Annotated in this window: 12 protein-coding genes and 1 pseudogene; 10 read left to right on the forward strand and 3 right to left on the reverse strand. The window is 35.3% G+C overall.

Features of this window, described 5'->3' with window-relative positions; all coding sequences use genetic code 11:
• The first annotated feature begins 93 nt into the window (after nucleotides 1–93).
• The 10 genes from MKY17_RS10710 (at nucleotide 94) to MKY17_RS10755 (ending at nucleotide 8,545) form a co-directional block, all read left to right on the forward strand.
• Nucleotides 94–948, forward strand: a complete 855-nt coding sequence (locus MKY17_RS10710; RefSeq protein ID WP_098373173.1) for an ABC transporter permease subunit — start codon at nucleotides 94–96, stop codon at nucleotides 946–948.
• Nucleotides 945–1,817 (forward strand): ABC transporter permease subunit, encoded by an 873-nt coding sequence (locus MKY17_RS10715; protein ID WP_057216377.1) that lies wholly within the window; start codon nucleotides 945–947, stop codon nucleotides 1,815–1,817. Before MKY17_RS10710 ends, MKY17_RS10715 begins: the two co-directional genes overlap by 4 nt.
• Complete coding sequence (locus MKY17_RS10720) at nucleotides 1,817–2,830, forward strand: ABC transporter ATP-binding protein (protein WP_098373172.1); 1,014 nt, start codon at nucleotides 1,817–1,819, stop codon at nucleotides 2,828–2,830. Before MKY17_RS10715 ends, MKY17_RS10720 begins: the two co-directional genes overlap by 1 nt.
• A 27-nt stretch (nucleotides 2,831–2,857) precedes the next feature.
• Nucleotides 2,858–3,640 carry a DeoR/GlpR family DNA-binding transcription regulator gene (locus MKY17_RS10725; protein ID WP_098373171.1) on the forward strand — a complete coding sequence of 261 codons (783 nt, stop codon included), beginning with the start codon at nucleotides 2,858–2,860 and terminating at the stop codon, nucleotides 3,638–3,640.
• 132 nt (nucleotides 3,641–3,772) lie between these two features.
• Nucleotides 3,773–4,645 (forward strand): Cof-type HAD-IIB family hydrolase, encoded by an 873-nt coding sequence (locus tag MKY17_RS10730; RefSeq protein WP_339201870.1) that lies wholly within the window; start codon nucleotides 3,773–3,775, stop codon nucleotides 4,643–4,645.
• A 29-nt stretch (nucleotides 4,646–4,674) separates the two neighbouring features.
• Nucleotides 4,675–5,004 (forward strand): multidrug efflux SMR transporter, encoded by a 330-nt coding sequence (locus MKY17_RS10735; protein ID WP_339201871.1) that lies wholly within the window; start codon nucleotides 4,675–4,677, stop codon nucleotides 5,002–5,004.
• A 40-nt stretch (nucleotides 5,005–5,044) separates the two neighbouring features.
• Entirely contained in the window at nucleotides 5,045–5,365 is a 321-nt protein-coding gene (locus MKY17_RS10740; protein WP_098373168.1) for a multidrug efflux SMR transporter, read from the forward strand.
• Between the two features lie 592 nt (nucleotides 5,366–5,957).
• Entirely contained in the window at nucleotides 5,958–7,178 is a 1,221-nt protein-coding gene (locus MKY17_RS10745) for a M20 family metallopeptidase (protein WP_286177203.1), read from the forward strand.
• 77 nt (nucleotides 7,179–7,255) lie between these two features.
• Nucleotides 7,256–8,080 carry a DUF3100 domain-containing protein gene (locus MKY17_RS10750; protein ID WP_098373167.1) on the forward strand — a complete coding sequence of 275 codons (825 nt, stop codon included), beginning with the start codon at nucleotides 7,256–7,258 and terminating at the stop codon, nucleotides 8,078–8,080.
• Nucleotides 8,081–8,101: 21 nt separating this feature from the next.
• Nucleotides 8,102–8,545, forward strand: coding sequence for a hypothetical protein (locus MKY17_RS10755; RefSeq protein ID WP_098373166.1), 444 nt, complete (start codon nucleotides 8,102–8,104; stop codon nucleotides 8,543–8,545).
• Nucleotides 8,546–9,094: 549 nt separating this feature from the next.
• Here MKY17_RS10755 and MKY17_RS10760 read toward each other — a convergent pair.
• From MKY17_RS10760 to MKY17_RS10770, 3 genes and pseudogenes are all read right to left on the reverse strand, one after another.
• Complete coding sequence (locus MKY17_RS10760) at nucleotides 9,095–9,721, reverse strand: LysE family translocator (protein ID WP_098373165.1); 627 nt, start codon at nucleotides 9,719–9,721, stop codon at nucleotides 9,095–9,097.
• A 149-nt stretch (nucleotides 9,722–9,870) separates the two neighbouring features.
• A pseudogene (locus MKY17_RS10765) lies at nucleotides 9,871–10,763 on the reverse strand (DMT family transporter).
• Between the two features lie 256 nt (nucleotides 10,764–11,019).
• The gene (locus tag MKY17_RS10770; RefSeq protein ID WP_098373164.1) at nucleotides 11,020–12,228 is read right to left on the reverse strand and encodes a PLP-dependent aminotransferase family protein; all 1,209 of its coding nucleotides are present in this window, start codon (nucleotides 12,226–12,228) and stop codon (nucleotides 11,020–11,022) included.
• Nucleotides 12,229–12,286: the final 58 nt, after the last annotated feature.

Below are 12,286 nucleotides of genomic sequence, written 5' to 3' on the forward strand. Positions count from 1 at the left end.
TGAAGAATGAAGGTTGACGGGAATTGGTTTAACGAACGTACTGTTGTTAAACCAATTCCCGAATTGTTAGAGAACATAGAGGAGCGAGAAGTCTTGCGAAAAATTAAAAAACAAAAAATTTACTTATTAGCTCTTTTACTGCCATTTATTATGTTTGTAATTGGATTTGAAATAGGACCATTAGTGGCAATGATTAAAAATAGTTTTTATGCAGACGATGGAATTCAAGTTACGATTGATCAATATATCACCATATTTAAAAGTAAATTTTACTTACAAGCCATTCAAAATAGCCTTGTCATTTCTTTATTTTCTGCTGTAACTTCTGTGATTATAGCAGTCATTGCAGCCTATTCGATTACAAAGTTCTCACAAAAAATACAAAATCGCTTACTGATGATTGCCAATATGACGTCGAACTTTGAGGGTATTCCCCTTTCATTTTCATTTATTATTTTACTTGGAAACAATGGGTTGTTTACGTTACTTTTTTCAAAGATTGGTGGGGATGTGTTTGCGGATTTTAATTTATATTCATGGACAGGCCTCATTCTTGTTTATATATATTTTCAAATTCCGCTTGCTATTATGCTCATCTACCCGTCTTATCAAGGAATTAAGAAACAATGGAAAGAAGCTTCTTCATTATTAGGAGGATCAACATTATCATTTTGGCTTCACATTGGGATTCCAGTTCTTTTACCTAGTATTGTAGGTACATTCAGCATTTTGTTTGCTAATTCTATGGGAGCTTACGCTACAGCCTATGCATTAGTAGGCAGCAACTATAACTTATTGTCATTGCAAATTGCCTCTCTAGTTGCTAGTGACGTTGCATTAAAGCCACAGCTAGGTAGTGCGATGGGAGTTCTTCTAGCAGCGACAATGATAGGGGCGATGTGGTTCAATGAACGAATGATGCGCCGCATTAGGAGGGATTTACGATGAAATCTTCATTGACTTTTCATAAAGTGATTGTTGGGTTACTAGTTATATATTTATTAATTCCGCTTGTAGGAACATTTTTATTCTCGATTGCCGGTAAATGGGATCATACCATTTTACCTGAGAGTTATACAATGGATTGGTATATTGAATTATTTCAAGATGAACGGTTTTATGATGCTTTTCGACGAACGCTGTTTTTAATTGTCATGTCTGTAGGTCTTAGTGTTGTTATTATGCTTCCGACTATCTTTATCATCACGGTATATTTCAGTAAATGGGAAGGGTTACTTCAAGCAGCAGCTATGCTTCCTTATGGAATTCCTCCCATTGTTGGAGCTGTAGGATTAATCAAGGTATATTCAGATGGACCAATTCAAATTGCCGGAACACCTTGGATTTTAATCGGTGCCTATTTCATAACGATTCTGCCATTTATGTATCAAGGTATTCGTAGCAGTCTTCGTACGATTAATGCCGTGCAGCTTGTTGATGCAGCTGAATTACTCGGTGCTACAAAATTCCAGTCGTTTCGCACAGTGGTGTTTCCAAATATTATATCTGGTATTTTAGTGTCTACCTTATTATCAGTCGCTCTTTTATTCAGTGAGTTTGCTTTTGCCAATTTGCTTGTCGGGGGCCGATTTGAAACCATTCAAATTTATCTTGCCGACAAACTAAACAGCAGTGGTCACTTAACAAGTGCAATTGTTATTACTTATTATTCAATGATTTTACTTTTAACGGGGATTGTATTAAAACTTACGTTTAGAAACGAAAAAAATCCTGTCGGGTCAAATAAGAAGCGAATTCTTTCATTTTTTAAAAAACAACACTGTAATAAAAATACTGCTATAGAAGGTGAAAAGTAATGAGCTATGTAACCATCGATCAAGTGACTAAGGGGTATGAAAATCAAGTCGTTCTAAATGACATTTCTTTAACATTAAAAAAAGGAGAATTTGCTACACTTCTTGGGCAAAGCGGATGCGGGAAAAGTACATTATTACGTTCCATTGCGGGGCTTGAAGGTGTTGATGTAGGAAGAATCTTAATTGATGGAAAAGATATTACTAATTTATCACCGCGTCAGCGTGAAGTCGGTATGGTATTTCAGTCTTATGCGCTTTTCCCAAATATGAGCGTTTTTGACAATATCGCGTACGGCCTTAAAATGAAGAAGGTAAAAAATATTAAATCAAAAGTGAAAAATATGATTGATATGGTTGATTTAATAGGAAAAGAAGAGTCGTATCCTCATCAATTATCTGGTGGACAACAGCAGAGGGTTGCTCTTGCCCGTGCGCTTGTCATGGAGCCGAAAGTACTGCTTTTGGATGAGCCGTTAAGCGCATTGGATGCTAAAATTAGAAAAAGTTTGCAAAAAGAATTAAAGAGAATACAGAAAGAGTTAGATATTACAACTATTTTTGTTACCCATGATCAGGAAGAAGCAATGACTATGTCTGATCGAATTTTTGTCATGAATAAAGGAAAAGTTGTACAATCCGGTTCTCCATCAGAAATTTATACTTCTCCAGTCAATACATTTGTTGCAAAATTTATCGGAAATTATAATGTTTGTAATATGGAAGTTTTCCATAAACTTGTTCGCAGCACAGAATTAAAAGGGAATGAAGTCGCCATTCGTCCTGAAGTTTTACAATTAGTTTCTGCTGGTGAGGATAGCTTGGATTTACAAGAGAACTGGGGAATTAAAGGGTTTATTAAAGATGTTTCTATGACAGGGAATGTTTTAAGATATGAAGTAGAAACAGATGAGTCTGCTTTCCTTGTAGACTATCTTCACCACCGAGGGAAAATGTTTGAGCAAGGAGCACGCGTTCATATTCTTGTACCGAAGAAAGAATGCATTATTTTATAAATTATTAATGATCACGGGGGAAGGAATATGTCTGTTTTGCCTGAAGAAAGAAAGAATGAAATTTTAAAAGAACTTAACAAAATGGGAAAAGTAAAAGTTATGGAATTAGTTGATCAATTTAATGTTTCAGAGGAAACGATTCGACGCGATTTGATGATATTAGAGGAAAAAGGACTTTTAAAGAGGGTTTACGGTGGAGCGATTAAAAAAGTCTTTGAATTTGAGGAGCCTCCATTTACCCAGCGTACAACAGTGAATCAAGAAGCGAAAATCAAGGTTGGGAAAAAAGCAGTAGAACTCATTTCTAACGGAGATGTGATTGCCATTGATGTAGGGACAACCATGCTTGAATTTGCGCAGTGTATCGAAAATAAAATAGACATTACGATTTTAACCAATTCTCTTCCTGTGTCGTCTGTGTTAACCGAATTGCTCAATGAAAATAAGTTTACAGGACAAATTCTATTACTAGGAGGACAAATTGATCCAAAGCATCAATCTATAAGCGGCGGTCTCACTGAACAAATGTTAAATCAATTTAATATTGATAAAGCCTTCATTTCAGCTGGTGGTGTTTCCATTCAAAATGGGGTTAGTAATTATCATTTACATGAAACATTAGTTTCACGCAAGATGGTCGAGGTATCAAAGCAAGTTATATTGCTAACGGATTACTCTAAAATTGGTGTCGACACATTTAGTAAAGTTTGTCCTCTAGAAAAAGTCGATGTGATTGTCTGCGAGCAACCATTTCCAGAGGAATGGAGAAATCATTCAAAATTAGAGGATATCAATTGGATTCAAGCATAGTCAATCCATAAAAGGACATATCGAGATGGATGAGGGAGTTCTCAATCTTTTTTGATTGGATTTTTATTGATAGCAGGTATAAAAGCTAGAAAGAGAATTTAATAGATAGAATGAGAAAAGGGGCTATATAGCATGAGTTTCATTGCGATAGATTTAGACGGAACATTATTAAACGACCAGAATGAAATTAGTGAAGAAAATAAAAAGGCGATTCAATATGCCCAAGATAGAGGCTTTGAAGTAGTTATTTCAACAGGACGGGCTTATTTTGACGTTCAAACAATTTGTGAAAAAGCCGGGATTTCCCCATTTGTAATCGGGACAAATGGCGCAACTATTCATTCCAAAAGCGGAAAGTGCATTTCTTCTATCACGATAACTAAAGATCGTGTCGAATCTATTCTCCAATGGTTAGATGAACGGAATTATTATTACGAAGTGTTTACTGATAAAGCCATTTATACTCTTAAAAAGGGTAGAGAACATTTCTATAATGAGATTAAAAGTTTGAAAAGCGCAGATTTGAATACAGATATGAAAGAATTAGTTGAAGTAGCGGAAAGGCAATTTGACCAGTTTGGATATGTTTTAGTTGAAAACTATCATGATATCTTAAAACAGGAGGAAGAATTCTATAACATATTAGCATGTTCTTTTGATAAAAAGAAATTAGAAGAAGCATGGAACCAATTCAAAAAGTTTGATGAGTTGATGGTTGTTTCATCTGCTGATCACAACATTGAAATTACTAGTAAAAGAGCTTCAAAAGGAATGGCCCTTGAAAAATTGGCTTCTTTGATGAATGGCTCCTTAGATCAGGCTATGGCAATCGGGGACAGCAACAATGATTTATCCATGTTCCAGAAAGTTAGATACAGCGTAGCGATGGGAAATGCGAAAGATGTCATAAAAGCTGTTTGTACAACGACAACCCTTAAAAATGATGAGAATGGGGTAGCTTATGCGATTTATCGATATTTGGAGAACTTCGTGGTTCAAAAATAAGTGTCAATGCCGAAGGAGAGAGCGATAAAATGGCATGGATATATATCATAATGGCAGGACTTTTGGAAATCGTCTGGGTGATCGGTCTTAAATATTCTCACGGATTCACCAAAATTATACCTAGTATAGTAACGGTAGTTATTATAATCTTTAGTTTCTTTTTACTTTCAAAAGCTTTACATTCCATTCCCTTAGGAACTGGTTACGCCATTTTTACTGGATTGGGAACGGTGGGAACAGTAGTAATTGGGATGCTTTTTTTGGGAGAGACCATTAATCCACTGAAAATATTTTTTATGGCTTTAATGATATTAGGGATAATTGGAATAAAAATCAATCCGGCACAACCTAAACATTAAAGGAAATGATATGATTTATGCAAGGTTAGGGGATGATTCAATGGCTTGGTTTTTTCTTCTTATTGCCGGATTTGCCGAGATTGGCAGTGTTATAAGCCTGAAACGTGCAGACGGGTTTAAAAAATTGCTACCCTCTGTAGCGTGTCTTTTTTTGGGGAGTTTAAGCTTTTATTTTCTTTCTTTGTCATTAACTTCTATTCCAGTGGGGACTGCCTATGCAATTTGGACCAGTATCGGCTCTGTTGGAAGTGTTTTAGCAGGAATGATCTTCTTTAATGAACCTAGAAGTTTAAGATTAACCCTATTTATTATGTGTATTATTGCAGGGGCAGTAGGTATTAAAATGACTTCTGGACATTAAGGTCTAGGTTTTAAATGGAAATAAGTAAAAAAAGTGGATAAAGAGAAAGGTATTACCTATGGAGAAGAGCGAGATGGAAACTATTCAAGATTTAAGAATGCTGCATTCTGAGATGACCATTTACAACTGTCATAATCTCTGCTTCAATTTTTGAATTATTCAACGGAATGGTGCGATACTTCAATAACGAAGTGTCGCTTTTTTTGACCTTCTGCTAAAGTCGTACCCGTCTAAAAATAGCTATCTCTTTCCTTCGTCGAGGAATCGCTTTCATAGCTTTCCTTATCTTGAGCAAATCTGGTCCTCGCGTATGAGACGTTCCGGATCTCGAGACAAGCGTTCTTCGAACATCGTGGCTCTTGGGTTCTCCTTTTTTAACACTCGCTCAAAGAGAATAATGAATTTTATGTATTTTCAATATTTACAGTCAATATTTGAAATGGTAGTATAACAATATCTATTAAGAATTATCAAATTATAAGGTTTTTTCGAAAAAATCATTTTTTTATTATAATGAAAGTTTTTCTAACTAAAATATAATTATTATAGTTAGAATATTTTGTATTTATATTTCTTTAGGGGATGAATGATGATGAGTATTAAAAAAATGTCAAATGCAATAAAGTCAACTGAAATAGTAAAGCAAACATCTGGAATATATGAAGAAGCTGTTAGATTAAGAAGAATGATCCATGAAAATCCTGAACTTGGATTTGAAGAGCATAAAACGGCTGAAATTATTGCGAATTATTTAAAAGAGCTTGGAATTGAAGTGACATCCGGAGTTGCTAAGACAGGGGTTGTGGGTATTCTTCGTGGAGATAAAGAGGGGCCTGTGCTTGCTTTACGAGCTGATATTGATGCTTTACCTATTCAGGAGAAAACGGATGTAAGCTACAAATCTAAAAATCCTGGGGTTATGCATGCTTGCGGACATGATATGCATACCGCAATGTTACTATCTGCCGCCAATGTTTTATCTCAAAATAAGCATCATATTGCGGGTACAATAAAATTCATTTTTCAACCTGCTGAAGAGATGAAGGGCGGAGGAATAATGATGGTTGAAGAAGGTGTATTAAGCAACCCTCCCGTTGACCATGCTTTTGCTTTTCATGTTTGGCCTGAATTAGCTACTGGTACATACGGTTTTAGAAATGGTGCGATAATGGCAAGTATGGATTCTTTTGATGTTGTATTAAAAGGTAAACAAGGTCACGGGGCAGCACCGCATCAAGGAGTAGATGCTATTGTGGGTGCTGCTCATGTTGTAACAGCTCTACAAACAATTGTTAGCAGAGAAACAGATCCAGTAGATTCCGTTGTTATTACAATCGGAACAATTGAAGCAGGGGATGGCTATAATATTATTCCTGAAAAAGCTAGTTTTAAAGGAACTGTACGAACACTTAATGCGAACACTCGTAAGGAAGTGGCTGCCAGTATTCAAAGAATTATCGAAGGAGTGGCTTCCGCTCTTAAATTAGAAGTTGAAATAAACTATAACTTTACAGTGGGGTATCCTGTTACAATGAATGATCCAAAATTTAATGAACATGTTGCTGCTATTGCTACTGATTTATTTGGAGAAAACTCAGTGCAGTGGTTGTCTAAACCAAGTATGGCAAGTGAAGATTTTGCTTTCTATCTAGAAAAAGTCCCGGGTACATTTGTCTTCTTGGGAGTAGGAGAAAACCCAGAGGATCCGATGAAGCTGCATAGTGACGTATTTTTACCAGATGAAAAAGCTATGATCCAAGGGATTTCCCTTATCGTAGGACTAGCTTTAAATACTACTGGAAAAATTCAATAAGTAAAAAATGATAAGCAAAAATAGTGTTGGTTTTCCTTTTAGAATCAGCATAATTTGTAGAAAAGGAGTGTAATAAAGTGCAAGGAAATTCTCTGCGTAATTGGAAAATTCATTTATTTGTTTTGATATTAGTCTGTGTTACAGAATTTATTGGCGTCAAAACGTTTAACATTGGGATTGGAGCCATTGCATTATTTCCAATGTTATATGCATTAATTATCGGAGCCATTATTAGTCTACCTTCTTTGAAAATTTTAAAAATGAAGGAAATGAATGTAGCAGCCAATATTTTAGGAATTTCATTCATGCTTTTTGTAGCCAAATTGGGAATGTTAATGGGGCCTTCATTGCCGAAGATTTTTGATGCTGGGATTTCTTTAGGATTACAAGAAGTGGGACATTTCGCAGGGACAATCCTATTAGGGTTACCAATTGCTTTATTACTTGGAATGAAAAGAGAAGCAGTCGGTGCTACTTTTTCAATCGATAGAGAACCTAACTTAGCCATTATTGCTGAAAAATATGGCTCGGATTCACCAGAAGGACGGGGAGCGCTGGGCGTATATGTTTGTGGTACTTTGTTTGGGGCTTTATATCTGTCTGTGTTAGCAAGTTTTTTGGCTCAAACTGGTTGGTTTCATCCAATTTCACTAGCCATGGGTGCGGGTGTAGGTTCAGGTAGTATGATGGCTGCCATGTCAGGGGCATTAGCTGTTATCTTCCCGGAATCCGCAAAGGATATCGCAGTTTTTGCTGGTGCTGCTAACTTAATTACAACAATTTTAGGAACGTATATATGTGTATTCTTTTCTCTTCCTTTAACAAACTATTTATACAAAAAATTTGAGCCTATTTTAGGGCGAAAGTCAAAAAAAGATCAAAGGAAAAATATTGAAGCATAGGGCATAAAGGGGAGATTTTATATGAAAGATAAAATATTGACTTTTGTAATTATTGGAATTATAGCTATTATGGGAAATTGGATTGGATACAATGTTTCACCAATTGACGCATTACCAGGTATGATGATCATTGTTGCTGTAACGATATTAGGGTTCTTTTTCGCAAAAATCTCCCCTATTAAACTACCAATCGTTGTTTGGGTTTCTATGTTAGCCATATTGGTTACAACTCCGATTTTTCCAGGAAACGCATCAATCATTAAAGTAACAGAACAAATTAATTTTATGGCCTTGGCAACACCTATTTTGGCTTATGCTGGCCTTTCTTTCGGGAAAGATTTGAAAGAATTTAAAAAATTGGGATGGCGTATAGTTGTTATATCTCTAGTTGTATATACGGGAACATTTTTACTATCAACTCTAGTTGCAGAAATTGGTTTTAGATTAACTGGTAAATTCCATTAAGTTTTTGTGATCGTGCTATTCGTATTTAACTTAAAACCAAGGAAACGAAAAATTGAAAGTGATTATGGCGATAGAGAACGAATTTTGAGGTACCTACGCTGCATTAGATATCAAAAGAGCCGCACATTTTTACCTCACTTTAATAGCTTTATAAAATGTCTGATTCTAATGTTATGGAATCAGGCATTTTTTATGCTAGGAAAGCATCAATTTCCCCAGTAAGAACTGAAATATTAGCTTCCTGGAATCGGTATCTAATTTCCAATGGATATAGATATGATAAGTAAAATATCCTACGTAATATATAGCCATTTATACTCTTTAGCATTGAAGCAGCCAGAGGATTGCAGCTGTTTAGTTATTTCAATGTCTATATCATATAATGAAGTAACTTCAGACATTTGATGATAATAGGTCAAGATAAAGAAGAGATTCATAATGAAATCCCATCCATATTAGATAGTTTTGAATGCTGATACCCTAAATGTAAAAGAGAAATAATCAACCATATATGAGATTGATTATTTCTCAAATTAATAATTATCAAAGTTATTTTTCTAAGAATAACCTTACACCGAATACTAATAATACTGTACCCGTAATACCTTCTATGGCTCTTTTAACACTTTCTCTTTTTAAGAACATTCTTAGCTGTCGTATTAGTACGATATAGAGTAAGTACCAAATACCTGTAAGTGCTGTAAAAGTCAGTCCAAATAAAAGAAACTGGAAAAAATGACTTTGATTATCTAAAATAAATTGAGGTAAGAAGCTCAGAAAAAAAACTGTTGTTTTCGGGTTGAAAATGCTTGTAATAAATCCTTGTCTAAAACTTTTTGCTGTACTACCTACATTAGTTTTTTTACCTTCTATATCTGATGTGATAGCTCTTTTTGTTAAAGCATTTTTTATTGATTTGATTGCTAGATAAATTAAATAAGCTGCCCCAGCATATTTAATGATTGAAAATATCATAGCTGATTTCATCAGGATAGCAGAAAGTCCCAATGTTGCCATTAGTGTATGAATTATCATTCCAGAAACTGTACCTAAAACCGTTTTGATACCTCCCTCTCTCCCATGTGAAAGGGTATTCTTTGTTACTAATGCAAAGCCTGGACCAGGCATTATAATGATTAGAATTGCTGTAAAGATAAAGAGTAAATAATTCTCCATATAAAAACCATCTTTCTTACTTATTGATTAAAGTCATTTTTTATAATACTAATCGTTTAACTCCATTCCTTATATATAAAATGTTCACTTTAAGATTAAATCAATAACAAATAAAACTAGCCTTGTGAAAACATTAGATTTCTTTTACGTTATTTAGCTTGTGTTTTCATTGATCGTTTTGAAAATTTTATTGATTTATTTTCGCTAACAAATGTTGAACCTAAAAGCAATGTACCACCAAGCATTTGAACAAATGTCATTTGCTCTTGCAAGATAATAGCAGAAATCAGTATAGCTACAAAAGGATCTACATAGCTTAGCATAGCAATACTCTGTCCCTTTAACTTTTGCATACCTGAGAAAAATAACCAAAATCCAATACCAGTGTTAACAATCCCTAATAGTATTATAAAGGGAATGGATGATCTGGATACTTCCAAGATACTAAATCCCTCAGTAATAAGCACATATGGTAAGAGCAGTAAAGCGGTTGTTCCAAGTTGGATGATGGTAATCTCTAACTTGGCCATGTTTTGAATAAATTTATTTAATAACATTAATGCAGCGTAAAATGCAGCTGCAACTAATCCAAAAAAGATCCCAAGCAGATCACCTTTTCCAGATGCACTGATGCCATTTCCAACAATCAATAACATACCTAATATCGCAACACCAATACAAACAATCTTTTTGATAGGTAATTGTTCCTTAAGGATAATTGGTGAGAGAATCATGACAAACACAGGTGCAAAGTAATACCCTAATGTTGCGTTAGTGATTGTTGTATAATCGTAAGATTGATAGAGAAAAATCCAATTCCCTCCTAATGCAATACCAGAAAGAAATAAAATAGAAGCATTAGCTTTCATTAATTTCCATGAAATGGATTTTTTATCATAAAAAATACGAACATTAAAAATAGACATCCGATTGAACTACTTAGTAAAGCTGTTTCACTCGAAGATAAATTAATGTATCTTTGCACTAAACCAATCGTACCAAAGATTATCATTGATAATATAAACTGAATGTTAGATTTCATCGTCTACTCCTTCGAATCTGCGAAACAGCTTATATTTCGCAGATTCTTAATCTGTTTTTAATATAAGCTTATTCAGTGCTGATTTAACAAATCGAGTAAACGGTGGTGGCGGTGATGTTGAAGATGGCTTCCAAGTGTTTAAGTTTGTATTTGATAATGGCATCATAATTCCCCCTATTTATATTAATTGATTTTGATAGTACGAGTTAAGCATTCCTTTATATAGAGCTGCAAAGACAGAAGCTAGGTTGCCTTGTCATTGCTTAAGAAGATGTTGTTCTGTCTTTAATTCATGATGTAAGACCTCACCAATACGTTTTATACCTTCCCTAATTTGTTCTTTCGTTGTATTCGAGTAATTTAGCCGTAATGTGTTCTTTTGTGTACCATTTGGAAAAAATGGAATACCAGGAACAATAGCCACATTATTTTTCAAGCACTCCACAAAGATTTTACTTGAATCAACAGAAGCAGGAAGCTCTACCCAAATAAATAACCCGCCTTCCGGCTTGCTGTAGGAGATTTTTTTAGGGAAAAATTGATCGATGCAGGCAATCATCGTTAAGCATCTTTCTTTGTATACAGCTTTAATTTTTTCAATATGAGCCTTTATATCATAAAGTTCCATATATTTAGCCGTGATCCGCTGTGCAAAGCTGTCAGAGTGTAAGTCTGCTGTCTGCTTAAATGCCACGTATTTTTCAATAAATACTTCATCTGCACAAATCCAGCCAAGCCGAAGTCCCGGTGTGAAGATTTTCGAAAAGGTGCTCAGATAAATGACTCGGCCTTCTGTATCAAAATGTTTTACTGGCGGAAGGGTAGTTCCAGAAAACCGGATAGCTCCGTACGGATTATCTTCCACAATCAAAACATCATACTGGCTGGCGAGCTCGATCATTCTTTTTCTTCTTTCAAGTTTGAGCGTTCGTCCTGTCGGGTTTTGAAAATCGGGAATGGTATAAATGAATTTTGCCTGGGGATTCTCCTGAAGCTGTTTCTCCAGCGCTTCCATCATCATGCCGTCTTCATCCATTTCTACTTCTACAAAATTGGCATTGTATACTTTAAAAGCATTGACCGCAGCCAAGTATGTGGGGCTTTCGCAAATGATGGTATCCCCTTCGTCAAGAAAGAGCTTTCCGGTCAGGTCAATAGCCTGCTGGGACCCTGATGTAATCAAGATTTGCTGTAAGTGTGCTTGAATACCGATAGCATCCATCCGCTTAATGATCGCGTTTCTAAGCGGAATATATCCTTCTGTTGTACTATATTGAAGGGAAGCAGGGCCATCTTCTTTAAGAACGGCTTCACATGCCACATTTAGTTCCTCAACGGGAAACAGTTCCGGAGCAGGGAGACCTCCTGCAAAAGAAATCACTTCTGGCCGTTCTGTGACCTTTAAGATTTCACGCGTTTCAGAAGATTTAACCAAACTAGCTCTCTTTGCAAATTTGTTGTTCATTTCTAAATGCTCCTTTTAATCATATTGTTTAACCATCATTAGCTGTTTCGCTTTCTTT

It is taken from the genome of Peribacillus sp. FSL P2-0133 (assembly GCF_037975445.1).
In the GTDB taxonomy this organism is placed as follows: domain Bacteria; phylum Bacillota; class Bacilli; order Bacillales; family DSM-1321; genus Peribacillus; species Peribacillus simplex_E.

Bases quoted from the DNA above. Each gene is read 5' to 3' on its own strand.
- MKY17_RS10715 (WP_057216377.1), top strand. From the start codon at position 945: ATGAAATCTTCATTGACTTTTCATAAAGTGATTGTTGGGTTACTAGTT.
- MKY17_RS10720 (WP_098373172.1), top strand. From the start codon at position 1,817: ATGAGCTATGTAACCATCGATCAAGTGACTAAGGGGTATGAAAATCAA.
- MKY17_RS10725 (WP_098373171.1), top strand. From the start codon at position 2,858: ATGTCTGTTTTGCCTGAAGAAAGAAAGAATGAAATTTTAAAAGAACTT.
- MKY17_RS10730 (WP_339201870.1), top strand. From the start codon at position 3,773: ATGAGTTTCATTGCGATAGATTTAGACGGAACATTATTAAACGACCAG.
- MKY17_RS10735 (WP_339201871.1), top strand. From the start codon at position 4,675: ATGGCATGGATATATATCATAATGGCAGGACTTTTGGAAATCGTCTGG.
- MKY17_RS10740 (WP_098373168.1), top strand. From the start codon at position 5,045: ATGGCTTGGTTTTTTCTTCTTATTGCCGGATTTGCCGAGATTGGCAGT.
- MKY17_RS10745 (WP_286177203.1), top strand. From the start codon at position 5,958: ATGAGTATTAAAAAAATGTCAAATGCAATAAAGTCAACTGAAATAGTA.
- MKY17_RS10755 (WP_098373166.1), top strand. From the start codon at position 8,102: ATGAAAGATAAAATATTGACTTTTGTAATTATTGGAATTATAGCTATT.
- MKY17_RS10760 (WP_098373165.1), bottom strand. From the start codon at position 9,721: ATGGAGAATTATTTACTCTTTATCTTTACAGCAATTCTAATCATTATA.
- MKY17_RS10770 (WP_098373164.1), bottom strand. From the start codon at position 12,228: ATGAACAACAAATTTGCAAAGAGAGCTAGTTTGGTTAAATCTTCTGAA.